The following is a 23,295-nucleotide window of genomic DNA, read 5'->3' on the forward strand; positions in this document are numbered from 1 at the left end:
CGGCGCCGACCACGACCCCGGGCAGCCTGACCAACCCGGCGAACCCGAGCGGTCGACGCACTAGACGATCTGGATCGTGCCCACCGGCAGGCCCGGCGTGGTGGACAGGTCCAGCCGGGACGGCTCGGCGCCCGCCGCCACCAGGTGCGCGCCCAGCGCGGCGATCATCGCGCCGTTGTCGGTGCACAGCCGGGGCCGGGGCACCCGCAGCTCGATCCCCGCCTCGGCGCACCGCTGCGCCGCGAGCCCGGACAGCCGCGAGTTCGCCGCCACCCCGCCGGAGATCACCAGGGTGTCCACGCCGAGGTCCTTGCACGCCCGGATGGCCTTGGCGGTCAGCACGTCGGCCACCGCCTCCTGGAACGACGCGGCCACGTCCGCCAGCGGGATCTCCTCGCCGGCCCGTTCGCGGCGCTCCACCCACCGCGCCACCGACGTCTTGAGCCCGGAGAAGGAGAAGTCGTACTTCGAGTCCCGGGGCCCGGTCAGCCCGCGCGGGAACGCGATCGCGCACCCGTTGCCCTGCTTGGCGAGGTTGTCGATCGGCGGGCCGCCGGGGTAGGGCAGGTCCAGCAGGCGGGCCACCTTGTCGTACGCCTCGCCGGCCGCGTCGTCCACGGTGGACCCGATCTCGGTGATCTTGTCCGCCAGCCCCTCGATCAGCAGCAGCTGCGAGTGCCCGCCGGACACCAGCAGCGCCACGCACCGCTCGGGCAGCGGGCCGTGCTGGAGGGTGTCCGCCGCGACGTGCCCGGCCAGGTGATTCACGCCGTAGAGCGGCTTGCCCAGCGCCGCCGCGTACGCCTTGGCCGCCGACACGCCGACCAGCAGCGCGCCCGCCAGCCCCGGTCCGGCGGTGACCGCGATCGAGTGCACGTCCGACAGCTCGATCCCGGCCCGCTCCACGGCCCGGCGCATGGTCGGCACCATGGCCTCCAGGTGCGCCCGCGAGGCCACCTCGGGCACCACGCCGCCGAACCGGGCGTGCTCCTCGACGCTGGAGGCGACTTCGTCGGCGAGCAGCTCCAGCGCCCCGTCCGGGCCGAGCCGGACGATGCCGACGCCGGTCTCGTCGCACGAACTCTCGATACCGAGGATGAGCCGGTCAGTCACGGTTCGCGGGCCTTCCCATCGTGAACGCGTCGGCACCCGACGGCTGGTAGTAGCGGCGGCGCACGCCCAGGTGCTCGAAGCCGTGCGCCAGGTAGAGCGAGATCGCGCGCGCGTTGTCCGTGCGGACCTCCAGGAACACCGGCAGGCCCAGCTCGTCGGCCTTCGCCAGCAGGGTGCGCAGCAGGGTCTTGCCGACCCCGCCGCCCTGGTACCCGGAGACCACGGCGATGGTGTGCACGCTCGACTCGAAGTCGGTCAGGCCCAACCCGGCGTAGCCGATCAGCTCGCCGTTGACGTACGCGCCGACGTAGAAGTTGCCGCCGTCGAGTTCGCCGCGGAACGAGTTCTCGCTCCACGGGTCGTCACCGGGGAACAGCTCGTGCTCGATCTCGGCGCACCGCGCGGCGTCCTCGTGCCGCAACGGCTCGACGGTCAGCTCGCTGTGCCTCACTTGATCACCCGCTTGCGGCCGGTGGGCTCCACGGCGTCCGGGCGGCGCAGGTAGAGCGGGGTGAGCGCGGCCGGGCGGGCGCCCGCCAGCAGCTCCTCGGCCGCCGCCGCGACCAGCGACACCGGGGACGGGTGCACCGCGTCCACCAACGGCAGCTCCAGCACGTCGGCGTAGATCCGGGCGCCCTCGCCGGCGGCCTGCTGCGGCGCCTGCCGGAGCTTCGCCAGGACGTCGGCGGGCCGGTCGACGTGCGGCCCGTCGGTCCGCCGGCCGGCGGCGTCGTAGGCGGCCCAGTAGACCTCCTTGCGGCGCGCGTCCGTGGCCACCAGCAGCGGCGCTCCGGTGTGCGCGTCCAACGCGATCGCGTCCGGCGTCGGCACCGGGTACACGGGCCGGTTCAGCGCCTGCCCCAGCGCGGCGGCCGTGACGAGCCCCACCCGCAGGCCGGTGAACGGGCCGGGGCCGGCGCCGCAGACGATCGCGTCCAGTTCGGACAGCTCGCGCCCGGCTTCGGCCATGGCTTCCCGCACGTGGGGTGTCAGGAGTTCGCCGTGGGCTTTGGCGTTCACCGTCACGCGCTGGGCCAGCAGGCGCGGTGGCGAATCGGCGGTCAGTTCGACCACCCCGGCGGTCACGGCGGGCGTGGCGGTGTCCAATGCGAGCACGAGCACAATCGTCAAGAGTACGGGTGCGCGCGGTCACACTGGACTTGACGTCGACGTCAACTCGGAGGATCGGCATCGTGCGCATCGGTGAACTGGCTCAGCGGGGTGGGACGACCACCAGGGCGCTGCGCTACTACGAGTCCCTGGGTCTGCTCACCGCCAAGCGGACCGCGAACGGTCAGCGCGAGTACGGAGAGGACGACCTGCGGCTGGTCGCCGAGATCCGCTCGCTGGCCGACATCGGCTTCGCGCTGGAGGACACCCGGCCGTTCGTCGAGTGCCTGCGCGACGGTCACACCAGCGGCGACGCCTGCCCCGCCTCGGTGGCGGTGTACCGGCGCAAGCTGGCCGAGCTGGACGAGTGCATCGCCCGGCTGGAGACCGCCCGCGACCGGGTGCGCACGCAACTGGAACAGGCCGAGCAGAGGAGACGCCCGTGCGCACGCTGACCGACGAGACGTTCACCGAGGGGGTCGGCACCGGGGCGGTGCTGGTCGAGTTCACCGCGAGCTGGTGCCCGCCGTGCCGGATGATCGAACCGGTGCTGGCCGAGCTGGACCGGGAACTCGACGCGGTGGACTTCGCCAAGATCGACACCGACGAGAACCCGCGCACCGCGCGCGACCTGGGCGTCATGGGGATGCCGACGCTCCAGTTCTACCGGGACGGCGAGCTGGTCGCCCAGATCGTCGGCGCGCGGCCGAAGCAGCAGCTCATGACGTGGCTCGAAGCACACTTGTGATGCGCGTCCCGGGCCGTGCGGCCAAGGTGGGCGGATGCTGCTGCCCGCCTTGGCGACGACGCCCGCGAAAGTGGCCCTGCGCTTCCCCGGCCACGAGCTGACCTACGCCGAACTGGCCGAGCGGGCCCGTTCGGTCGCCGCCGGCCTGGCGGGCCGGCGGCGGATCGCGGTGTGGGCGCGGCCGGACGTGCGGACCTGCGTCGCGGTGGTGGGCGCGCTGCTCGCGGGGGTCCCGGTGGTGCCGCTCAACCCGAAGCTCGGCGAGCGCGAGCTGGCGCACATCCTCGCCGACAGCGCGCCCGACCTCGTGGTGGACGACGTGCTCCCCTCGGGGCCGCCGGTCGAGCTGCCCGAGCCGGCCGGCGAAGCGCCCGCGCTGATCGTCTACACCTCCGGCACCACCGGGCCGCCCAAGGGCGTGGTGCTGCCGCGCCGCGCGCTGGCGACGAACCTCGACGCGCTGGCCACCGCGTGGGAGTGGACCGCCGACGACGTGGTGGTGCACGGCCTGCCGCTGTTCCACGTGCACGGCCTGGGCGTGGGCGTGCTGGGGCCGCTGCGGCGCGGCGGCACGGTGCACCACCTCGGGTCGTTCAGCGTGGCGGCGGCGGCCGAGGCGCTGGACACCGTCGGCACGATGATGTTCGGCGTCCCGACCATGTACCACCGGATCGCGGCCGCGCCCGAGCACGCGCGGGCGTTCGCGAAGGCCCGGCTGCTGGTGTCGGGTTCCGCGCCGCTGCCGGTGACCGTGCACGAACGGCTCGAAGCGCTGACCGGGCAGCGGGTGGTCGAGCGCTACGGCATGACCGAGACCCTGATGAACACCAGCGTCCGCGCGTCCGGCGACCGCCGTCCCGGCACCGTGGGCCCGCCGCTGGACGGCGTCGAGGTGCGGGTGGTGGGCGACGAGCCGGGCGAGATCGAGGTGCGCGGCCCGAACCTGTTCCTGGAGTACCTCAACCGCCCGGACGCGACCCGCGAGGCGTTCGCGGACGGCTGGTTCCGGACCGGCGACCTGGCCGTGGTGGAGCCGGACGGCGCGCTGCGGATCGTCGGCCGGCGGGCCACCGACCTGATCAAGAGCGGCGGCTACAAGATCGGCGCGGGCGAGATCGAGAACGCGCTGCTGGAGCACCCCGGCGTGGCCGAGGTGGCGGTGACCGGCGAGCCCGACGACGACCTGGGCGAACGGGTCGTGGCGTGGGTGGTGTCGACCGGGACCCCGGCCACGGAGCGGGAACTGGCCGACCACGTGGCCCGGCTGCTCACCCCGCACAAGCGGCCCCGCGTGGTGCGGTACCTGGACGCGTTGCCGCGCAACGACATGGGCAAGGTGCTCAAGCGCGAACTGCGGGTGGACCCGCGCCCCTGAACGCGCCGGCGCGCGCGGGAATCCTTCCCCGGCAACGGGAAGCGCGCGCCGGACTGCCGGTTCCCCGCCGGGGTCAGGTGGGGAGTTCGCGGTCCGCCCAGGTGCCGTGCGGCTCCAGGCGGGCGGTGCGCACGTCGTCGTCGTGGCGCTCCAGGGTGATCAGCAGGTGGTCCTCGGACAGCCGTTCCGCGACGCCCTCGCCCCACTCCACCGCCACCACCGCGTCCACCAGGTCGGTGTCCAGGTCGAGGTCGTCCAACTCGTCCAGGTCGCCGCCCAGCCGGTACGCGTCGACGTGCACCAGCGACACGCCCCGCCCGCCGGGCGCGGGGTCGTGCACGCGCGCGATCACGAACGTCGGCGAACTCACCCGCCCGCCGACCCCCAGGCCGTCCGCGAGCCCGCGCACCAGCGCGGTCTTGCCCGCCCCGAGCGGCCCGGCCAGCAGCAGCAGGTCGCCGCCGCGCACCAGCCCGCCCAGCCTGCGCCCGAAGTCCTCGGTGTCCTCCACCCTGGGGAGGGTCACACTCGTCGCCACCACCGCCGCCTGTTCTCCGTCCGTTCCACGGCACTGCGCCGGAGCAGGCCCACCAGGTGCCCGGTGACCAGGTCCGGCTGTTCCATCATCACCATGTGCCCGGCGCCGGGCGCCCGGACCAGCTCGCCGTGCGGCATCTCCTCGGCCATCCGCTCGGCGTGCGAGAACGGCGTGAGCTTGTCCGCGTCGCCGCCGACCACCAGCACCTCGCAGTGCCGCAGCCCGACCAGCGCCTTGTACCGGTTGTGCGTGCCGAGCGTCTCCAGGAACTCGGTGAGCACCTGCACCGACGTCCGGTTGATCATCTGCTCCATCAGGTCGACCAGCGACGCGCTGACGTTGCGGTCGCCGAACGCCAGCGCCCGGATCCCGCTCCACGTCAACGTGGTCGCCCGCCGGCGCACCCACTCCACGAGCCCCGGCTGGAGCCCGGCGAGCCGGCCCACGCCCAGGGTGACCGGGTTGTACCGGGACAGCACCGACCTGGGCAGCCCGGCACCGCCGACCGCGCCCGCCGCCGTGCCGATCAGCGCGACCCCGCGCACCCGGTCGGCGAACAGCTCCGGCTGCTCCTCGGCCAGCGCCATGATCGTCATGCCGCCCATCGAGTGCCCGACCAGCACCACCGGCCCGTCCGGCACCACGGCCCGCAGCACCGAGTCCAGGTCGTGCGCGAGCTGCTCGATGGTGCCGGACTCGGCCGCGCCCCGACCGGACCGGCCGTGCCCGCGCTGGTCGTAGAGCACCTGCCGGACCCGGGGCGCGGTCAGCTCGGCGAGGTCGCGGCGCTGGAAGTGCCAGCACCGCCGGTCCAGCGCGAAGCCGTGCACCAGCACGACGGTCAGCTCCGGCTCGCCGCCGTCGACCGGGTCCACCTCCTCGACCGACAGCGGCACGCCGTCGTCGGCGGCCACGGTCGACTCGCGGCTGGGGGTGAGCCTGCCGAGCGGCTCGTCGGCCAGCGGGTCGTCGGCCTGCCGCTCGGTGGACACCTTCTTCTGGTTCGCGGCCACGCCGACCGCGACGCCGGTCGCCGCCGCGCCCAGGATGCCGCCGGCCCAGCCGACCGCCTTCCACAGCGTGTTCACCGGTAGGTCCTGGTCACCCGGGGCCGGTACATGCCGGTGACGATCTCGTAGTCGATGGTCCCGGTGATGTCGGCCCACTCGCGGGCGGTCGGCTCGCCGTGCGCGCCCGCGCCGAACAGCACGACCTCGTCGCCCTCGGCCACCAGGTCGTCGCCGCAGTCCACCACCACCTGGTCCATGCACACCCGGCCGACCACGGGCCGGCGCGCGCCCGCCAGCCACACGTGCATCCGGTTGGACAGGCTGCGCGGCACGCCGTCGGCGTACCCGACGGGCACCAACGCCACCGTCGTCTCGGTCTTCGCCGTCCAGCTCATCCCGTAGGACACCGACTCGCCGGACGGGATGCGCTTGGCGAGCACCACCGTCGAGCGGAACGTCATCACCGGCCGCAGGTCGAACGGCTCCGGCACGGGGTTGAGCCCGTACACCGCGATCCCCGGCCGGACCAGGTCGAAGTGCAGGTCGGGGCGGGTCAGCAGGGCGGCGGAGTTGGCCAGGTGCCGGATCGGGTCCAGCCCGGCGGCCACCGCCGCGCGGTACGCGTCGTCGAACCGCTCGGCCTGCGCGTCGGTCGCCGGGTGCCCGATCTCGTCGGCGACCGCGAGGTGCGACCACACGGCGTGCACCCGGACCTCCGGCGTGGCCGCGGCCCGCTCGACCAGCGCGGCCCACTCGTCGGGCCGGGAGCCGTTGCGGGACAGCCCGGTGTCGATCTTGAGGTGGATCCGGGCCGGCCGGCCCACCGCGCGCGCCGCCTCGGCGACCTCGGCGAGCTGCCGCGCCGAGGACACCGACAGGTCCACGCCCGCCTCGACGCCCGGCGCGTAGTCCGTGCCCGGCGGGTCGAGCCAGGCCAGCACCGGCGCGGAGATCCCGGCGGCGCGCAGCGCCATCGCCTCGGCCAGCGAGCACGAGCCGAGCCAGGTCGCGCCCGCGTCCAGGGCCGCTCTCGCGACCTCGACGGCGCCGTGCCCGTACCCGTCCGCCTTCACCACGACCATCGTCTCGGCGCGGGGCGCCAAGCGGTCCAGGTACTCGACGTTGTGCCGGAGGTTGTCGAGGTCGATCACGACCTCAGCGCGAGGAGCAGCCATAACGCCTTTCATGGTGACACAGGGGCCGGCCGGCGGACGTGCCCGGCCGGCGGCTACGACGCCGCGCGCCGCACCGCCCGGATCGCGTCCGGCACCGCCGCCAGCAGCGCCGAGGCGGGGATCGGCGCGCCGTCGGCGGCCAGTTCGGCCGCCAGCACGTGCACCCGGGCGGCGCAGCCCGCGGCGAGCAACGGGTCCAGCCCGGCCGCCAGCAACGCGCCGATCAGCCCGGACAGCACGTCCCCGGAGCCCGCGGTCGCGGCCCACGACGTGCGGGCGGGGTTGACCAGCACCCGGCCGTCCGGCCCGGCGACCACCGTGGCGTGCCCCTTGAGCAGCACGACGGCGTCGAACCGCTCGGCGGCGCGCCGGGCCGCGGCGACCCGGTCCGGCCCGACCTCGCCGGCCAGCCGCTCGAACTCGCGGTCGTGCGGGGTGAGCACGAGCGGGGTGTCCGGGTCGCGGGCGTCCCACAGGTCCGGGTTGTTGGCGAGCATGGTGATGGCGTCGGCGTCCGCGCACACCGGCACCCCGGCCTCCAGGACCGTGCGCAGCACGTCCTCCGCGCCGAGCCCGGTGCCCAGGCCGGGCCCGACCACCCAGGACTGCACGCGCCCCGCGTCGGTGATCGACCCGGTGCAGATCGCCTCCGGCCGGCGCGCCCGGACGCCCTCGGCCGCCGCGCCCGCGTACCGGACCATCCCCGAGGTGGCCAGCAGCGCCGACCCGGTGGCCAGCACGGCCGCGCCGGGGTAGGTCGCCGAGCCCGCCGCGACGCCCGTCACGCCCTGGGTGTACTTGTCGTCGTCCCGGCCGGGCACCGGCCAGGCCGCGCCGACGTCCGCGAGGTCGAGTTCGACCAGGTCCGGGCCGCCGAGTTCCGGACCCAGCCCGAGGTCGACCAGCCGCACCTCGCCGCAGTCGGCCAGCGCGTGCACCGGCTTGAGGCAGCCGAACGTGACGGTCACCGAGGCCCGCACCGCCGGCCCGTCGACCGCCCCGGTGTCGGGGTCGACGCCGCTGGGCGAGTCGACGGCGAGCACCGGCGCGTCGAGGTGGGCGACGTGCTCGGCCGCGACGGGCCGCAGCGGGCCGCGCCCGGACAGCCCGACGATCCCGTCCACCACGAGGTCGACGTCCCGCAGCCGGTCCACCACCCGCCCGCCGGCCCGCCGGAACGCGGCCAGCCCCTCGGCGTGCGCGCGGTCCGGGTCGAGCAGCACGGCCGACACCGCGATCCCGCGCCGCCGCAGGTAGTACCCGGCCCACAGCGCGTCGCCGCCGTTGTTGCCCGCCCCGACCAGCAACCCCACCCGCCGACGCCCGTCGAGCACGTCGACCGCGGCGACGGCCACGCCGAACGCCGCCCGCCGCATCAACGACCCGGCGGGCACCCGGGCCATGACCCGTTCCTCGGCCGCCCGGACCCGGTCAGTCGTCCACAGTCCCCGCATAGCGCGACAGCCTGCCCCCTCGCCGCAGCCGGCGCACCGCCGGCCGGCGGATTCCCGACGGCCGAGCCGCCCACCGGCGGCTCGGCCGACCGCGACCTACTCGACGGTGACGGACTTGGCCAGGTTGCGCGGCTTGTCCACGTCGTAGCCCCGGCTGCGGGCGATCTCGGCGGCCAGCACCTGCAACGGCACGGTCGAGATCAGCGGCTGCAGCAGGGTCGGCACGGCGGGCACCTCGATCAGGTGGTCGGCGAACGGCCGGACCGTCTCGTCGCCCTCCTCCGCGATCACGATGGTCCGCGCGCCGCGCGCCTGGATCTCGCTGATGTTGGACACCAGCTTCGAGTGCAGCACCGCGCGCCCCTTGGGCGAGGGCATGACCACGACGACCGGCAGGCCCTGCTCGATCAGCGCGATCGGCCCGTGCTTGAGTTCGCCCGCCGCGAAGCCCTCGGCGTGCATGTAGGCCAGTTCCTTGAGCTTCAGCGCGCCTTCCAGCGCGACCGGGTAGCCGACGTGCCGGCCCAGGAACAGCACGGCCTTCGAGTCGGCCAGCTCACGGCCGAGCGCGCGCACCTGGCCGACCGTCTCCAGCACCCGCTGCACGGCGTGCGGCATGGCCTCCAGCTCGTGGAACTCGCGGGCCACCTCGTCCGGGTACTTGGTGCCGCGCGCCTGCGCCAGCGCCAGGCCGACCAGGTAGTTCGCCGCGATCTGGGCGAGAAACGCCTTGGTCGACGCGACGCCGATCTCCGGGCCCGCGTGCGTGTAGAGCACCGCGTCGGACTCGCGCGGGATCTGCGCGCCGTTGGTGTTGCACACCGCCAGCACGCGCGCCTTCTGCGCACGGGCGTGCCTTACCGCTTCCAAGGTGTCCGCCGTCTCACCGGACTGGGAGACGGCGACCACCAGCGTGTCCCGGTCCAGCACCGGGTCGCGGTAGCGGAACTCGGAGGCCAGCTCCACCTCGACGGGCAGCCGCGTCCAGTGCTCGATCGCGTACTTGGCGACCAGGCCCGAGTGGTAGGCCGAGCCGCACGCGACCACGAACACCTTGTCCACGTCCCGCAGGTCCTGGTCGGACAGCCGCTGCTCGTCCAGCACGATCCGGCCGTCGCGGAAGTGGCCGCGCAGCGTGTTGGCGAGGGCTTCGGGCTGCTCCTCGATCTCCTTGAGCATGAAGTACTCGTGGCCGCCCTTCTCGGCGGCCGAGAGGTCCCAGTTGACCGTGAACGGCTTGGCCTCGGCGGGCTCGCCCGCGAAGTCGGTGACGGCGTAGCCGGACCGGTCGATCACCACGACCTGGTCCTGGCCCAGCTCCACGGCCTCGCGGGTGTGCTCGATGAACGCCGACACGTCGGAGGCGACGAACGTCTCGCCCTCGCCGACGCCCACCACGAGCGGGGAGGAGCGGCGGGCGGCGATCACCGTGTCCGGCTCGTCGGCGTGCGTCACGACGAGGGTGAACGCGCCTTCCAGGCGGCGGACCACGGCGCGCACGCTGGCCGCCAGGTCGCCCTTGGTGTCGCCTTCCCCGTAGGCGAACGCGACCAGGTGGGCGGTGGTCTCGGTGTCGGTGTCGCTGCTCATCTCGACGCCGCGCGCTTCCAGCTCGGCGCGCAGGGCGGCGAAGTTCTCGATGATCCCGTTGTGCACCACGGCGACCCGGCCGGTCACGTCGCGGTGCGGGTGGGAGTTGCGGTCGACCGGCGCGCCGTGCGTCGCCCACCGGGTGTGGCCCATGCCCGCCGTGCCCGCGAACCCCTCGCGGCCGACCTCGTCCAGCCGGGCCTCCAGGTTGCCCAGCCGGCCCGCCTTGCGCTCCACGGCCAGGCCGCCCTCGCCGTCGAGGACGGCGACGCCGGCCGAGTCGTAGCCCCGGTACTCCAGCCGCCGCAGCCCGTCGAGCACTACGTCCAGCGCCGAGCGGTGGCCCACGTATCCCACGATTCCGCACACGCCGCACAGCGTAACCAGACCAGGGACATCACCCGAAAGGGCCACTCAAGGACGTTTGCCCAGGTCACGGCCGTGAATGGTGTAGACCAATCGAGGCGTGCGCCGGCGGTGCGCGATCGACTACCGTTCAGCCGGTGAGCGGCTACTCGGCGAAGCAGGTGCTCGACCAGCTCAGCAGGCCCGGCGAACACCCGGTCCTGCGCGGCGACCTGGCCCTGGTCGGGCTGCCCGGCCTGGTCTACACACCGGCGGCGGGCCTCGGCCTGCCCGCGGTGGCGTTCGGGCACGGCTGGTTGCAGCCGGTCGAGCGGTACCGGGCGCTGCTGCGGCACCTCGCGTCGTGGGGCCTCGTCGCCGCCGCGCCGGGCACCCAGCGCGGGCCGCTGATGTCGGCCCGGCTGCTCGCCGGGAACCTGCGGACCACGCTCGACATCTGCACCGGGGTCCGGCTGGGCGAGGGCGACATCAGCGTCGACCCGCAACGGCTCGCGGTCGCCGGGCACTCGATGGGCGGCGGCGCGGCCGTGCTCGCGGCGGCGGAGGACGTCCGGGTGCGGGCGGTCGTGACGTTCGCCGCGTCGGAGACCCGCCCGTCGGCGCTGGACGCCGCGCGCGGCGTGACCGCGCCGGGTCTGCACCTGGCCGGGAGCGAGGACCGGATCGCCCCGCCGGTCGGGCACGCCGAGGCCATCGCGGAGGCGTGGGGCGGGCCGGTGCAGTTGCGGATGCTGCCCAAGACCAGCCACCTCGGGTTCGCCGAGGGGCGGCACTGGAGCGAGTTGCTGCTGGACGGCAAGGGTGAGCGGGCGGCGCAGAAGTTCGCCAAGGCGCTCACCACGGCGTTCCTGCTGCGGGTGCTCAAGGGCGACAAGCGCTGGGACGCCCTGCTCGACAACGACGTCAAGGGCGCACCCCTCACCTACCAACGCGCCGCCACCGGCCAAGGTGCCACCGTCGCGCACCGCTGACCGCCGACCCCCACCGCCGACCCCCACCGCCGGCCCTCGCCGCCCTTTCCGCCCTCGCCGTCGAGCCCTCCAGGCCCCGGATCCACCAGATCGCCACCAAACGCAACACGTGTCGCAACAAGCCAACCCCCATTGCGACACGTGTTGCGTTAAGACTCGCCAAATGCAACATGTGTTGCGGTAAGCAACCTCAAACGCGACACGTGTTGCGATAAGGATCCCAAACGCGACACGTGTTGCGGTAAAGAACGCCAAATGCAACACAGTTGCGGTAAGCGCTTTCCCTTAACGCGACACGTGTTGCGTCAGCCGGCACGCGCCTCGGCCCCGTCCCGGGAGCCGGGGCGGGGCCGAGGTGCGTCGATCAGTGGGCCGAACCGCGTCGGCGGCGTGCGCCGACCGGGGTCAGGTCAGCCAGCTCTGGCCGCCGAAGTCGTCGTCATCGTCGACCGGGGCGGGCCGGCGGGGTGCCGGGCGGACCGGCCGTGCCGGGGCCACCGGGGGCGGCGGGGCGACCGGAGGAGGCGGCGGCGCGGCGGCGGCCGGCGCCGGCGGGCCGGCCACCCAGCCGGTGCCGGGGGCCTGGGCCTCGTAGGTCGGCTCGTCGTCCTCGCTGCCGAAGCTGAACTCGCCGCCCTTCTTCTCCGTCGCCGCCGTGGTGCCCCAGCCGCCGGCCGCCTTCTGGCGCTTGCCGGCCTCCTGGATCCGCTCGATGGTCTTCTCGGCCACCGCGGCCTGCTTGTCCAGGCTCTCGCCCGCCTTGTCCCGCGCTTCCCGGGAACGGCGTTCGCGCAGCTCGCGGCGGTCCGCGTGCTCCCGGGAGATCTCGTCCATGCGGCTCTTGGCCGCCGCCAGCCGGTCGGACGCGACGCTCATCGACCCTCCTCGCCCAAGACACCCTGCACGCGGCTGAGGCTCACGTCGTCGTCGAACAACGACCCGGTGGTGCGCCACTGCCCGGGGCTGCGCTCGCTGTCGCCGCCGCCCTGCTGCTGACCACCGCCGGCCATGCCGCCGCCCATCATCCCGCCGCCCATCATGCCGCCACCGGGCGACGACGTCGCCTGGCCGTGCTGGTCCTGCATGGACGGCAGGCTCGCCGAACCGGCCTGGCCGGCGTTGGACGCGTTGGTGTCCGCGTTCAGCCCCTGGTCGGCGCTGTCGGACGGGCTGCTCCACGTGCTGTCCGACCCCGCCGAACCGCCGAGCACGGAGTCCGCGCCGTTGAAGCCGCCGGACCCGCCGAACACCGACGCGCCGGACGCGCTGGTCGTACCGCCCGACTCGTGGGACGGCGCGAAGCCCTGGTCGAACTGGCCGGCGAAGTGCTGGCCGCCGCCGAACTGGCCGCCGTGGTGCTGCCCGGCGAACGGCTGGGCCGGCTGGCCGTAGGCGGGGGTGGGACTGCCCGTGTCGTGGGCGGGCATGGTGGTGAACGCGGGCTGGTCCGCGGGAACGCCCGGACCGACCGGTCCGCCGCCGACCCCGACACCACCCGCGGGCGCGCCGGCCGCGCCGCCCGAGGGCTCGGTGAAGCCGCCCGGAGCACCGCCGGCGGGCTCGGTGAAACCGGGCGCGAAGCCCGCGTCCACACCGGGAACGGCGGCGGAGGGCTCGGTGAAGCCGGGTGCGAACCCGGCGTCGGCACCGGCCGGGACCGGCTCGGTGAAGCCCGGCGCGAAGCCCGCGTCGGCACCGATCGGCGTGGCCACCGGGTCCCGGCCGATCGCCGGTTCCGGCTGCGCGGTCGGCTGGTCGGCGGACGCGGGCATGGTGGTGACCGGCTCGTCGCGGCCCGGCAGGGGCGGCAGCTCGTCCTTGGGCGAGTCCTCGCCGAACTCGACGCCGTACTCGTCCGGGGTGCCGTCGCCGTTGTCGACGGTCAGGTTGATCTCGCCGGTCAGCGGGTCGACCTCGGCGGTGATGGCCAGGCCGTCCAGCTCGATCAGCGCCTTGCCGTCCGCACCGGCCTCGATCGGGATCGCGCCGTCGACGCCGCCACCGCCCGCGGTGACCGCCGGGCCGGCGCCCGGCGTCGCCGCGCCGCCGGGGGTCGCGGTCGCGCCGGCCAGTGCCGACGCGAGGGCCGCGCCGCCGTTCTGGCCGGTCAGGGCCTTGAGCGCGTCGGGGTTGTTGCTGAAGTCGACGTCGTAGGTCTTCGGCTCGCTGGTCGGCGTGTCGACGGTGATCCGCACGTGGCCGTTGTCGTCCGGCTCGGTGATCTTGATCTCGTTGTCGCCGCTCTTGATGGTGACGGTCTCGGGCGCTTCCTCGCCCTTCACGCCGTCCGGCTTGCCGTCGCCGTCCTTGTCCCCGGGCTTGTCGGGCTTGCCGTCGCCGTCGAGGTCGTCCGGCTTGCCGTCACCGTCCAGGTCGTCGGGCTTGCCGTCGCCGTTGGTGTCACCGGGGATCTTGACGTCGTCGGGCTTGCCGTCGCCGTCCTTGTCCAGCGGGTTCTCCGGCTTCGGGATCTCCGGGACGGACGGCGTGCCGCCACCGGGACCGCCACCTCCGGGGCCACCGCCACCAGGGCCGCCGCCACCGGGACCACCGCCACCAGGGCCGCCGCCACCGGGACCGCCGCCCTTCTCGCCACCCTTGTCCCCGCCTTTGTCGCCGCCTTTGTCGCCGCCCTTGTCATCGCCGCCCTTGTCGTCGGCGGGCGCGGGGAACGGGTTCTCGAACCCGGCCATGTAGGACGCCAGGGTCTCCCACTTGGCGTCGACCGACGTCTTGGTGTCCGAGCAGCAGGTCTTGAACTGCTCGTACAGGCCCCAGAACTCGACGTTGAACGACTGCTGGATCCACCGCTTGCACTGGTTGATCGCGAACGTCTTGTTCTCGTCGTTCAGCGAGCAGTCGTCGTCGTTCAGGCGCTCGGCGATGTTGCTGCCGGGCACCGCCGAGTCGACCCAGCCGGCGATCTCGCGCACCCGGTCCTTGCCGTAGTCGCCCTCGCCGCGCGCGAACGACACGACCTTCTCGGCCATGAACGTGTCGGCCTTGGCGATCTGCTCCCGGTACATGTCCAGGACCTCGTCGGCCTTGCCCTTGCACAGCTCGTACACGCCGCCGACGGCGGTCCGGGTGAGGTCGGCCGCGCCGCTCAGGCCGTCGCCCAGCTCGGTGATCTTCGGGACGATCTGGTCGGTGTAGTGCTCGTACGACTTGGTGGCGGCCTTGCCCTCCCACTCGCCGTAGAGGGTCTTGAGCTGCCCGTCGACGTCGGTCTTCATCTCGTCGACCTTGGACTTCGCGGTGCTGAACTCGTCGGCCTCGGCGAGGAACTTCTGGAAGTTGATGCCGCGCTGCTCGTTGTACGGCGTCTGGATGTGCTGGCCGAAGTCGAGGTTCGTGGTGGTGCCCAGGCAGTCGCCGGGCCGGTTGTTCCAGATCGGCAGGAACTTCTCGAAGACCTTCAGCCCCGACTGGCCGGCGTCGAACAGCTCGTCGGAGGTCTTGGTGCCCGAGCCGGACGCGGTCGGCGGCTGCTTGCCGTCCAGCGTCGTCTGGCCCTGCTTGACCGCCTTGGTCTGCTCACGGCTGTTGTAGCTCTGGGTGTCGCCCTCGGCCTTCGCCTCGTCGTAGCGGTCCTGGAGCTCGTCGTCGATGCCGCCGCCCCAGTCCCAGAAGCTGGAGGTGTCGTACCGGTCCTTGTACGTGTCCGCGCCGTCCGGGATGTCCCACGGCGGGGTGGAGGCGACGTAGGAGTACATCAACTCCTGCTTCTTGTCCTCCGACACGTTCGGGTCGTCGAGGACCGCCTTCACGTCGTCCCAGCTCGGCGTGGCCATCAGTACTGGCTCCCCACGTTCTGCGCGTTCCGCGCCTCGACGTCACCGTAGGTCGCGGCTCCGGAGGCGATCTTGCCCGCGAACGCCCCCAGGGTGCCCGCCATGTTCGTGATGCCCTTGCCGAAATTCTCGATCCCGGACTTGTACTTGCCGAAGTGCTGTTTGTGCGCCTGGCCGAATTCGCCCTCGGTGGTTTCGGTCTGGCCGACCTTCTTCAGATCGTCCGCCGTGTCCTTCGCGGCGTCGGAAATACCCTTCGAGGCTTTTTGCATGGCCTCGGTGCTGGTGCCGTAACCGGCCACGGCGCTCCACTCCCCTCCGTGGCGCGACGGCCACGACCTTCTGCCGAACTCGTCCGTTGTGACGCGACGCTTCGGCGCCCGGTTCCCATCGTGACACCCGGCGCGGGCGTCCGACGGCATTTCCGAACGGCTCCTTGCAGGTGTAAACGCCCGACCGGCGAAGGGGTGACGCCTACCGGGGCGGCTGTCCGGGTCCGGCCGGCGGCTGGGGCGGGAACTGCCCCTGCTGCTGTGGCGCGCCCGGCGGGAACTGCGGCGGCTGACCGTAAGGAGCCTGCCCCTGCGGCGGTTGGCCGTACGGCGCCTGAGGCTGGCCGTAAGGCATCTGACCGGGCGGAACCTGGCCGGGCGGGACAGGTCCGGGCGGGCCGTAGGGGTACTGGCCGGGCGGCAGCGCGCTGCCCTTGTTCTTCTTCGCCAGCACGACGATCGCCACCACGAGCGCGGCGACGACCAGGACGATCACGGTCAGCGGGATGAAGCCGATACCCATTCCAGAACCCCCGAAGTCGGCCGTCAGCCCACCGAGGAAACCACACCCGCCAGCCGGCGCGCGGCCGACTCGGCCAGTTCGTGGGTGGGGGCCTCCACCATCACGCGCACCAGCTGCTCGGTGCCCGAGGGCCGCAGCAGCACGCGGCCGGTGTCGCCGAGTTCCTCGGTGACCGACGCCACGGCCTCGCTCACCGCCGCGTCCCGGGCCACCACGGCCTTGTCGCCCACGACGACGTTGATCAGCACCTGCGGCAGCCGGCGCATCACCCCGGCCAGCTCGGCCAGCGACTTGCCGGTCTCGGCCATCCGGGACATCAGCCGCAGCGCGGTCAGCAGGCCGTCGCCGGTGGTGGCGTGCGCGGGCAGCACCACGTGCCCGGACTGCTCGCCGCCGAGCGCGAACCCGCCCGCGTGCAGCTCCTCCAGCACGTACCGGTCGCCCACGGCGGCGGTGCGCAAGGTCACGCCGTGCTCGCGCATCGCCAGGTGCAGGCCCAGGTTGCTCATCACGGTGGCGACCAGGGTCTGGTCGGTCAGCTCACCGGAGTCCTTCATCGCCAGCGCGAGCACGGCCATGATCTGGTCGCCGTCGACGTCGTTGCCGTCGGCGTCCACGGCCAGGCAGCGGTCGGCGTCGCCGTCGTGCGCGATGCCGAGGTCCGCGCCGTGCTCCAGCACGGCCGCGCGGACCAGGTCGAGGTGGGTCGAGCCGCAGCCGTCGTTGATGTTCAGGCCGTCCGGGTGGGCGTGGATCTGCACGACCTCGGCGCCGGCCCGGCGGTAGGCGTCCGGCGCGGTGGCGGAGGCCGCGCCGTTCGCGCAGTCCACGACGACCTTGATGCCGTCGAGCCGGTGCGGGGTCACCTTCAGCAGGTGCTCGACGTACTGGCTCGCGGCGTCCTCGACGTCGTGCACCCGGCCGATGCCCGCGCCGGTGGGCCGGTGGCCGACCTCGTCCATCTTGCGCTCGATCTCGTCCTCGACCGCGTCGGGCAGCTTGTGCCCGCCCGAGCCGAACAGCTTCACGCCGTTGTCGGGCATCGGGTTGTGCGAGGCGGAGATCATCACGCCCATGTCCGCGTTCAGCGCGGAGACCAGGTGCGCCACGGCGGGCGTGGGCAGCACGCCCACCCGCTGCACGTCCGCGCCGGCGGCGGTGAGGCCCGCGACCACGGCGGCCTCCAGCATCTCGCCGCTGGCCCGGGGGTCGCGGCCGACCACGGCGACCGGGCGGTGTGAGCGATCGTGTTCGGCGAGCACCCGGGCGGCCGAGGCGGCCACCGCGAGCGCGAGTTCCGGAGTCAGGTCGGCGTTCGCCAGACCACGTACGCCGTCAGTGCCGAACAGCCGACCCATGATCGCCATGACCTCCGTGATGAACCGCACAACATCGGGCGAAAAGCACTGCGGGAGCAGCAGTTCGACGAAGAACTGGCTGCTCCCGCAGGGTACTGCCGGAAATCTCGACCGTGAGGTCAGCGCTTGCTGTACTGAGGCGCCTTGCGGGCCTTCTTCAGACCGTACTTCTTGCGCTCCTTGACCCGGGGGTCACGGGTGAGGAAGCCGGCCTTCTTGAGCACCGGGCGGTCCTCGGAGTCCACGGCGATCAGCGCGCGGGCGATGGCCAGGCGCAGCGCACCGGCCTGGCCGGTGGTGCCGCCGCCACGCAGGTTCGCGATGACGTCGAAGGTCTCGGGCTTCTCCGTGGTCACCAGGGGCTCGCGGATGAGCTGCTGGTGCACCTTGTTCGGGAAGTACGCCTCAAGGGACTTGCCGTTGAGGGTGAACTTGCCGGTGCCGGGCAGCAGGCGCACCCGGACGATGGCCTCCTTGCGGCGGCCGACGGTCTGCGCCAGGTGGTGCGCGCCCGCGCTGAGCACGGGGCGGACGACGGGGGCCGGAGCGGGCTCCGCGTCCTCACCCTCGGTCTCGGTGGCGTCGGCCTCGACGGCGTCGACGGCCTCCGGGGCCTCGGTCACCTCGGCGTCGGCGGTCTCGGTGGCCTCGACCTCGGCGGTCTCGACGGCGTCGGCCTCGACCTCGGCCTCAGGGGTGGTCACGGCGTTTTCCTCGGTCACTGGGCGACCTTCTTGATCTCGAACGGCTGCGGCTGCTGCGCCGTGTGCGGGTGGCTCGGGCCCGTGTAGACCTTGAGCTTGCCGGCGATCACGCGGCCGAGGCGGTTCTTGGGCAGCATGCCCTTGATGGCCTTCTCGACCAGCCGGTCGGCACGGGTGTCGAGCACCTCGCCGAACGACCGCTGGCGCAGACCACCGGGGTGGCCGGAGTGCCGGTACACGAACTCCTGGTCGCGCTTCTTGCCGGTCAGCGCCACCTTGTCCGCGTTGATGATGATGACGAAGTCACCGGTGTCAACGTGGGGGGCGTAAGTCGGCTTGTGCTTGCCGCGCAGCAGCGTCGCGGCCTGGGTGGCGAGCCGACCGAGCACCACGTCCTGGGCGTCGATCACGTGCCAGGCTCGGGTCACCTCGCCGGGCTTCGGGCTGTACGTGCGCACGGGTCTACCTCGTCGTCACTTGCGTCTGGGGTCATTGCGGCGGCTGCTCAGGCCAGACACCCCAGGTGGGCAAGTGGACCAGAACGAGGCACGCGAGTGCGCACCGGGTACCGCACAACAACGTAGGAAGATACCGGTTGGGTCGTGGTCGGGTCAAAACGACCCCCGCCAACCGGGTCGGAGCCCCGACCGCCGAGACGGTCCGGACACCGGACGGGAGGACCCGTCAGAACGCCCGTAACGCGACGTTCAGGTCCCCGAGAGTACGCACCCCCTCGGGAGGTGCCGCACCCGGGGAACCACCGGTGCGTGGATCGCGCCCCGCGCAACACGTACGCGGGCCCCGGCAGCCTGGTGAGGCTCCGGGGCCCGCGAGGGTCACGCGGTGACGCGATTCACCAACGCGAGGTGTTCTTCTGCTCCGCGGCGGAGTAGGCGTCGTTGGCCGAGGCGACGGCGGTACCGATCGCGGCCAGCACCTGCTGGAGGTCGGCGGCCGAGGTGTCCCACTTGGCCTGGACCTCCTGGTAGGCGCCGGAGGTGGCACCTTCCCACTGCGCGATGACCGGGTTGATGCGGGACTTCAGGTCCTCCAGCTCCTGCTGGACCTTGTTGGCCTGGCCCTGGATGTCGCCGGCAGCCGAACCGAGAGCGCCGAAGTCGATCTTGATCTCGTCGTTCATGATGTCCCCTTGGAGGTGAATTCAAAAAATACAGGAAGGTAATTCTGGAAATGCACTGGAGCGGGCGACAGCGAATTCGCCGTCACGCACCGCCGCCGAGGCGACCGAGGATGGTCGACATCTCGGAGGACTGCTCCTCTTCCTGCTGGACGTAGGTCTGGACGGTGCCGGTGATCTGCTCGGCGATCGCGACCAGCGCCTCCTGGAGCTTCGCGGCGTCGTCGTTGAAGCGGGCCATCAGGTTGTTGAACGCGTCCGCCGCCGAGCCCTTCCACGCCGGGGCGAGGCCGTCGATGGTGTTCCGGAGGTTGTTCAGGATCCCCTGGACGTTCTCGTTCGTGCCCATGATGTCCTTGGCGGCGTTCTCAAGCGCCGGAACTCCGGTTGCGTAACCAGCCATTGGGTATGACCCCCTATGTCGGCGAGACCAGGCGTGCTTGCCTTCTCGGTTCGTTCGAGCTTCTGACGCAGACCCTGCCATGGTCGGTTCCGCGCTGTCGCGACTTCCCCGGAAGTAGTTGCGGTAGTAAACGAGCGCACTACCCGATCGGGGGTCAGTACAGGATTCGCGCTTGCGAAAAGTCCTCGTCATCGGCCACTTCGGCGGGAAGTCGGCCACTCGGACCGGCCACCGGACGCGCACCCGGGGAAGTCCGCCGGGATGCGGAATTTGCATTCGCGTCCGTTTGCTCATGCGATTTCCCGGACGGCGGCGCGAGCAGTTCCTCCCCGGTGGGCAACCGCTCCACCGGAAGACCCCGGTGCGCCCGGAACCCGGCCGCCACCCGCTGGAGGTCGCCGGAGGTCGGCGCGTGCCCGGCCGGCCGCACCTCGCGGGCCCTCGCCCGGTCGGCCAGCTCCCGGTTGCGCCCGCGCTGCGCCTCGGTCCTCGCGCCCGCGTCGGCCGCGGCCCGGCGACCCCTGGTCACGGCCGCGTCGAGGTCCGAGCGGAACCGGGCGAACGCCTCCGGGATGCCGGTCATCTGTCTGTCCCCACTCACGGCTTCAGTTGGTCACGGTCAGCGTGCGCACCACCTGCTCGCACGCCGCGCGGACGCGGTCCTCCCCGGACGCCGGGAACTGGCAGCCCACGCTCACCTGGGCGTCGCCCTGGAACAGCACGTACCAGTCGACGGTCGCGGTACCCGCCCGCTCCCGGTAGTAAACGACATCCTTGCCGCCGAAGCTCCGGGAAGTGTCGAAACCGGACAGATCGCGGCCCTTGTCGTACTCCGACCGCAGCTGGCGCTCGGCCCGCGCCCGGTCGGCCGACGAGTCGTAGTCGAGCTTCTGCTCGGTCACCGTGATCACGTCGTCCGGCGACTGCGCCGAATCCGGCTTGAGGAACACCTGCCGGGACTGCGCGGACCCGCCGGTCTGGTTCCAGCCGGCCGGCGCGACGAACCGGTAGTCGTACTGGGCGATGGTCTTGCCCGGGTCGCCGCTCGACGTCGTCGGCCCGGCCTCGCCGCCGCCCCGGGTGGCCAGCGCGTAGGCGACCGACCCGCCGACCACCACGGCCAGCCCGAGCGACACGCCGACGATCAGCGGCGCGCGGCTGCGCGGTCGCGGCGGCGGTGGCGGCGGCTGCTGCGGGAAGTACGGCGGCCGGGGGAAGCCCGCCGGCGGGGAGGGTGCGGCGGCGGTGATCCGCCGGGTGAGCTTGCGGGTGGCGTCGTCGGTGATCTTGTGCGTCACGGCCTGCTCGGGCAGCGCGCCGGTGCGCAGCGGGTCCGCGCTCACCGCGCGCAGCGCGCCGCGCGCGACCACCGTCTCCGGCTGGTCGATGCTGGTCGGCACGACGCCGGTCTGCTCCAGCACCAGCCGGGCGACCAGCGGGATCCGGCTGGAGCCGCCGACCAGGAACACCCCGGCCAGCGCGCGCGGGTCCAGCCCGGCGTCGCGCACGGCCCCGGCCAGCAGCCCGGCGGCCCGGGTCAGCGGCGGGCCGATCAGGCGTTCCAGGTCGGTGCGGGTCACGTGGGCGTCCGGGAACGGCGGCGGCATCGGCACGTCGGTGTAGGAGTGCCGTGACAGCGTCTCCTTCGCGCCCCGCACGTCCTGGCGCAGCACCCGGCGCTTGCGCCGGTCGGCCATCCCCCGGCCCTCCACGAGTTCCCGCCACGCCTGCGCGTCGCCCGGCGGCACCAGCGAGCCGACGTGCTCCAGCAGCACCTGGTCGACGTCCGCGCCGCCGAAGGTCGGGTCGCCCTTGGTGGCCAGCACCCGGAACGCGCCGCCCTGGCGGACCACGACGCTGGCGTCCACCGTGCCGCCGCCCAGGTCGAGCACGGCCAGCGCCGAGCCGTCCTGGACCGCGTGCGTCGCCGAGTGGAACACCGCGGCGGCCACCGGCTCGGGCACCAGCCGCAGCTCCTGGCCCAGCCCGCGCCCGGCGTCGACGAGCACCCTGGTGCGGATCGCGCCCCAGTCCGCCGGGTGGGTGAGCACCAGCAGGTCGACCGGCGCGCCGCCGGCCACGTGCCGGGCCTCGGTCACCACCCGGGTGAGCACCGCCCGCACCACGTCCACGACCTTGAGCACGCTGGTGCCCAGCAGCAGCTCGCCCTCGTCCACCCGGCGCTTCGGGTGCGGCTCGTAGCGGGACGGGTCGACCGCGGCCTGCCGCTCGGCCTCCTGCCCGACGAACAGCGCGCCGTCCGCGGCGGCGAACACCGCCGAGGGCAGGATCGGCTGGCCGTCGACCACGACGACCTGCGGCTCCCGGCCGTTGACCGAGATGGCCACGCAGGTGCTCGACGTCCCGAAGTCGACCGCCACGCGCAAGCTCATCGGGCATCCCCTCGTCACCGGCTGCCTGGAGGGTATCCGGAGCGGGCGGCCCGGACGGCCCGGTCCGGGTACTCGCCCGCACCCCCCGCGACCCGGCCCGACCCGGCCGGACGTGGCGGACGCCACGCCGCCGATCCGGCCCGCCGCGCGGCGGCGGCGCACGGCCCCTGATCACGCTCTGCTGACCGCCGGGGGGCGATGTACCGCTCTGGGGTAACCCACCGTGATAACGCCGCAGGTCGGCGACCCGGGTCTCACCCGGACGGATGAGCCCGACGACCTCGACCACCACCGTCGCGCGCCTCGTGCGCCACCCGTCCGGGGAGCCCCGGACCAGCCCTCCCCGGTCGACCTCCACACGGAAGAGGACCCGGTTCAGGGGGTGGCCTGTTGCCCGCAGTTCACATAATGGACTCAACGACGCCCGGAAGCGGGGTCCGGCGACCCCCCGACCCCACGCCCCGCCTCCGGGCTGAACGGAGCCGACCATGTCCGCGATCGAGGTGTTACCCGGTCCGCACGCGCTGACCGGCGAACGCGCCCTCCGGCACGCCGCCCGGTGGACCGACGCGCTGCGCGGCGTCGCGTCGGTGCGCCGGCTGCCCGTGCCGGACACCCCCGCCGACCACGACCTGCGGCTGCTGGCCGGGATGCTCGGCAACGACCGGCTGCTCGACCTGCCGGTCCCGCTGCCGCTGCCCGACACCGCCGGGCTCCGGGCCGACGCGGACCGGATGCTCTCCCGCTACGGCCGGGCCGGCGACGGCGCCCGGTTCGCCCACATCGGCGAGGACACGCTGGCCGAGGTGCGCGGCTGGGACCTGCCCGCGCTGGTCGCCGCCGCCACGGGCCTGCGGGTCAGCCCCCGGTTGCGGCTGTACTACGCCCGCGACGACGTCGACGGCGTGGACTTCCGGCTCGACTCGCGCCGGTTCGGCGACCTGCGCCTGGTGGTGCCGCTGGACCCGGCGGGCACCACGCTCATCGCCGGGCCGGGCGGCGTGCGGGGCTACCGCGGCCCCGTCCTGTTCGACGGCGTGTGCGTCCCGCACGGCCGCGCGCCGGACACCTCCGCCCGCTCGCTCAACATCGGCCTGCGCCGACTCGGCTCCCACCGCACCGCCGACCCCGCCCACCTGTCCCGGGTGCGCTGCGCGTCCTCCTAGACCCGTCGCAGAGCCCTCCGCAGGGCGCTGCCCCTCTCCTCCCGGCCGACCCCCGGCTCCGGGAACCCCGCGAACGCGGAAGGCCCCGCCGAGG

General features: G+C 73.4%; 24 protein-coding genes. 5 read left to right on the forward strand and 19 right to left on the reverse strand.

Features of this window, described 5'->3' with window-relative positions; translation table 11 throughout:
- Positions 1–60: 60 nt before the first annotated feature.
- From tsaD to tsaB, 3 genes are read right to left on the reverse strand one after another with little or no spacing between them, the layout of a single operon-like run.
- Positions 61–1,113 (reverse strand): tRNA (adenosine(37)-N6)-threonylcarbamoyltransferase complex transferase subunit TsaD, encoded by a 1,053-nt coding sequence (tsaD, locus tag AC0HI0_RS31360; RefSeq protein WP_480927107.1) that lies wholly within the window; start codon positions 1,111–1,113, stop codon positions 61–63.
- The gene (gene rimI / locus AC0HI0_RS31365) at positions 1,106–1,549 is read right to left on the reverse strand and encodes a ribosomal protein S18-alanine N-acetyltransferase (protein WP_480934433.1); all 444 of its coding nucleotides are present in this window, start codon (positions 1,547–1,549) and stop codon (positions 1,106–1,108) included. The genes tsaD and rimI overlap by 8 nt, the downstream gene beginning before the upstream one ends.
- Before the next feature lie 11 nt (positions 1,550–1,560).
- Positions 1,561–2,235 carry a tRNA (adenosine(37)-N6)-threonylcarbamoyltransferase complex dimerization subunit type 1 TsaB gene (gene tsaB / locus AC0HI0_RS31370; RefSeq protein ID WP_480927108.1) on the reverse strand — a complete coding sequence of 225 codons (675 nt, stop codon included), beginning with the start codon at positions 2,233–2,235 and terminating at the stop codon, positions 1,561–1,563.
- 71 nt (positions 2,236–2,306) lie between these two features.
- On the opposite strand from tsaB, the gene AC0HI0_RS31375 reads away from it, so the two are divergent.
- The 3 genes from AC0HI0_RS31375 to AC0HI0_RS31385 are packed head-to-tail and all read left to right on the forward strand — an operon-like array spanning position 2,307 to position 4,346.
- Positions 2,307–2,678 (forward strand): MerR family transcriptional regulator, encoded by a 372-nt coding sequence (locus AC0HI0_RS31375; RefSeq protein WP_480927109.1) that lies wholly within the window; start codon positions 2,307–2,309, stop codon positions 2,676–2,678.
- Complete coding sequence (locus tag AC0HI0_RS31380; protein WP_480927110.1) at positions 2,666–2,971, forward strand: thioredoxin family protein; 306 nt, start codon at positions 2,666–2,668, stop codon at positions 2,969–2,971. Before AC0HI0_RS31375 ends, AC0HI0_RS31380 begins: the two co-directional genes overlap by 13 nt.
- Before the next feature lie 34 nt (positions 2,972–3,005).
- Positions 3,006–4,346 (forward strand): acyl-CoA synthetase, encoded by a 1,341-nt coding sequence (locus AC0HI0_RS31385; RefSeq protein WP_480927111.1) that lies wholly within the window; start codon positions 3,006–3,008, stop codon positions 4,344–4,346.
- A 73-nt stretch (positions 4,347–4,419) separates the two neighbouring features.
- Here the strand turns inward: AC0HI0_RS31385 and tsaE are convergent, their stop codons facing one another.
- From tsaE to glmS, 5 genes are all read right to left on the reverse strand, one after another.
- On the reverse strand, positions 4,420–4,857 hold the full coding sequence (gene tsaE / locus AC0HI0_RS31390; RefSeq protein ID WP_480927112.1) for a tRNA (adenosine(37)-N6)-threonylcarbamoyltransferase complex ATPase subunit type 1 TsaE: 438 nt from the start codon (positions 4,855–4,857) through the stop codon (positions 4,420–4,422).
- A gap of 11 nt (positions 4,858–4,868) precedes the next feature.
- A complete protein-coding gene (locus AC0HI0_RS31395; protein WP_480927113.1) occupies positions 4,869–5,972 on the reverse strand; it encodes an alpha/beta fold hydrolase in 1,104 nt (367 codons plus the stop codon).
- Positions 5,969–7,069, reverse strand: a complete 1,101-nt coding sequence (alr, locus tag AC0HI0_RS31400) for an alanine racemase (RefSeq protein ID WP_480927114.1) — start codon at positions 7,067–7,069, stop codon at positions 5,969–5,971. The genes AC0HI0_RS31395 and alr overlap by 4 nt, the downstream gene beginning before the upstream one ends.
- Positions 7,070–7,122: 53 nt before the next feature.
- Entirely contained in the window at positions 7,123–8,523 is a 1,401-nt protein-coding gene (locus AC0HI0_RS31405) for an NAD(P)H-hydrate dehydratase (RefSeq protein WP_480927115.1), read from the reverse strand.
- Between the two features lie 96 nt (positions 8,524–8,619).
- Positions 8,620–10,482, reverse strand: a complete 1,863-nt coding sequence (gene glmS, locus AC0HI0_RS31410; RefSeq protein WP_480927116.1) for a glutamine--fructose-6-phosphate transaminase (isomerizing) — start codon at positions 10,480–10,482, stop codon at positions 8,620–8,622.
- Between the two features lie 134 nt (positions 10,483–10,616).
- Between glmS and AC0HI0_RS31415 the strand changes: the two genes are divergently transcribed.
- Positions 10,617–11,450: a dienelactone hydrolase family protein gene (locus AC0HI0_RS31415; protein ID WP_480927117.1), complete on the forward strand. Its 834-nt coding sequence runs from the start codon at positions 10,617–10,619 to the stop codon at positions 11,448–11,450.
- A 405-nt stretch (positions 11,451–11,855) separates the two neighbouring features.
- On the opposite strand, the gene AC0HI0_RS31420 is transcribed toward AC0HI0_RS31415, so the two are convergent.
- The 11 genes from AC0HI0_RS31420 to AC0HI0_RS31470 form a co-directional block, all read right to left on the reverse strand.
- Entirely contained in the window at positions 11,856–12,326 is a 471-nt protein-coding gene (locus AC0HI0_RS31420) for a hypothetical protein (RefSeq protein ID WP_480927118.1), read from the reverse strand.
- Positions 12,323–15,244: a WXG100 family type VII secretion target gene (locus AC0HI0_RS31425; protein WP_480927119.1), complete on the reverse strand. Its 2,922-nt coding sequence runs from the start codon at positions 15,242–15,244 to the stop codon at positions 12,323–12,325. Before AC0HI0_RS31425 ends, AC0HI0_RS31420 begins: the two co-directional genes overlap by 4 nt.
- Positions 15,244–15,546, reverse strand: a complete 303-nt coding sequence (locus AC0HI0_RS31430) for a hypothetical protein (protein ID WP_480927120.1) — start codon at positions 15,544–15,546, stop codon at positions 15,244–15,246. The genes AC0HI0_RS31425 and AC0HI0_RS31430 overlap by 1 nt, the downstream gene beginning before the upstream one ends.
- Before the next feature lie 172 nt (positions 15,547–15,718).
- Positions 15,719–16,039, reverse strand: a complete 321-nt coding sequence (locus AC0HI0_RS31435; RefSeq protein ID WP_480927121.1) for a hypothetical protein — start codon at positions 16,037–16,039, stop codon at positions 15,719–15,721.
- Between the two features lie 23 nt (positions 16,040–16,062).
- Positions 16,063–17,397, reverse strand: coding sequence for a phosphoglucosamine mutase (glmM, locus tag AC0HI0_RS31440; RefSeq protein WP_480934434.1), 1,335 nt, complete (start codon positions 17,395–17,397; stop codon positions 16,063–16,065).
- Between the two features lie 119 nt (positions 17,398–17,516).
- Positions 17,517–18,101: a 30S ribosomal protein S9 gene (gene rpsI, locus AC0HI0_RS31445; RefSeq protein ID WP_480927122.1), complete on the reverse strand. Its 585-nt coding sequence runs from the start codon at positions 18,099–18,101 to the stop codon at positions 17,517–17,519.
- A gap of 14 nt (positions 18,102–18,115) precedes the next feature.
- Entirely contained in the window at positions 18,116–18,559 is a 444-nt protein-coding gene (rplM, locus tag AC0HI0_RS31450; RefSeq protein ID WP_015105213.1) for a 50S ribosomal protein L13, read from the reverse strand.
- A 395-nt stretch (positions 18,560–18,954) separates the two neighbouring features.
- Positions 18,955–19,242 carry a WXG100 family type VII secretion target gene (locus AC0HI0_RS31455; protein ID WP_480927123.1) on the reverse strand — a complete coding sequence of 96 codons (288 nt, stop codon included), beginning with the start codon at positions 19,240–19,242 and terminating at the stop codon, positions 18,955–18,957.
- 82 nt (positions 19,243–19,324) lie between these two features.
- Positions 19,325–19,642, reverse strand: coding sequence for a WXG100 family type VII secretion target (locus tag AC0HI0_RS31460; protein ID WP_480927124.1), 318 nt, complete (start codon positions 19,640–19,642; stop codon positions 19,325–19,327).
- Positions 19,643–19,796: 154 nt separating this feature from the next.
- On the reverse strand, positions 19,797–20,225 hold the full coding sequence (locus AC0HI0_RS31465) for a hypothetical protein (protein WP_480927125.1): 429 nt from the start codon (positions 20,223–20,225) through the stop codon (positions 19,797–19,799).
- 22 nt (positions 20,226–20,247) lie between these two features.
- Complete coding sequence (locus tag AC0HI0_RS31470) at positions 20,248–22,035, reverse strand: type VII secretion-associated protein (protein WP_480927126.1); 1,788 nt, start codon at positions 22,033–22,035, stop codon at positions 20,248–20,250.
- Positions 22,036–22,523: 488 nt separating this feature from the next.
- Here AC0HI0_RS31470 and AC0HI0_RS31475 point away from each other — a divergent pair, with 488 nt between their 5' ends.
- Entirely contained in the window at positions 22,524–23,201 is a 678-nt protein-coding gene (locus AC0HI0_RS31475; RefSeq protein ID WP_480927127.1) for a hypothetical protein, read from the forward strand.
- Positions 23,202–23,295 lie beyond the last annotated feature (94 nt).

Source organism: Saccharothrix sp. NBAS 001 (assembly GCF_056640475.1).

Coding starts and splice junctions, on each gene's coding strand:
- AC0HI0_RS31420 (WP_480927118.1), bottom strand. CDS start 12,326: ATGAGCGTCGCGTCCGACCGGCTGGCGGCGGCCAAGAGCCGCATGGAC.
- glmM (WP_480934434.1), bottom strand. CDS start 17,397: ATGGGTCGGCTGTTCGGCACTGACGGCGTACGTGGTCTGGCGAACGCC.
- AC0HI0_RS31465 (WP_480927125.1), bottom strand. CDS start 20,225: ATGACCGGCATCCCGGAGGCGTTCGCCCGGTTCCGCTCGGACCTCGAC.
- alr (WP_480927114.1), bottom strand. CDS start 7,069: ATGGCTGCTCCTCGCGCTGAGGTCGTGATCGACCTCGACAACCTCCGG.
- AC0HI0_RS31435 (WP_480927121.1), bottom strand. CDS start 16,039: ATGGGTATCGGCTTCATCCCGCTGACCGTGATCGTCCTGGTCGTCGCC.
- AC0HI0_RS31460 (WP_480927124.1), bottom strand. CDS start 19,642: ATGGCTGGTTACGCAACCGGAGTTCCGGCGCTTGAGAACGCCGCCAAG.
- AC0HI0_RS31425 (WP_480927119.1), bottom strand. CDS start 15,244: ATGGCCACGCCGAGCTGGGACGACGTGAAGGCGGTCCTCGACGACCCG.
- AC0HI0_RS31455 (WP_480927123.1), bottom strand. CDS start 19,242: ATGAACGACGAGATCAAGATCGACTTCGGCGCTCTCGGTTCGGCTGCC.
- AC0HI0_RS31385 (WP_480927111.1), top strand. CDS start 3,006: ATGCTGCTGCCCGCCTTGGCGACGACGCCCGCGAAAGTGGCCCTGCGC.
- AC0HI0_RS31475 (WP_480927127.1), top strand. CDS start 22,524: ATGTCCGCGATCGAGGTGTTACCCGGTCCGCACGCGCTGACCGGCGAA.
- AC0HI0_RS31405 (WP_480927115.1), bottom strand. CDS start 8,523: ATGCGGGGACTGTGGACGACTGACCGGGTCCGGGCGGCCGAGGAACGG.
- AC0HI0_RS31470 (WP_480927126.1), bottom strand. CDS start 22,035: ATGAGCTTGCGCGTGGCGGTCGACTTCGGGACGTCGAGCACCTGCGTG.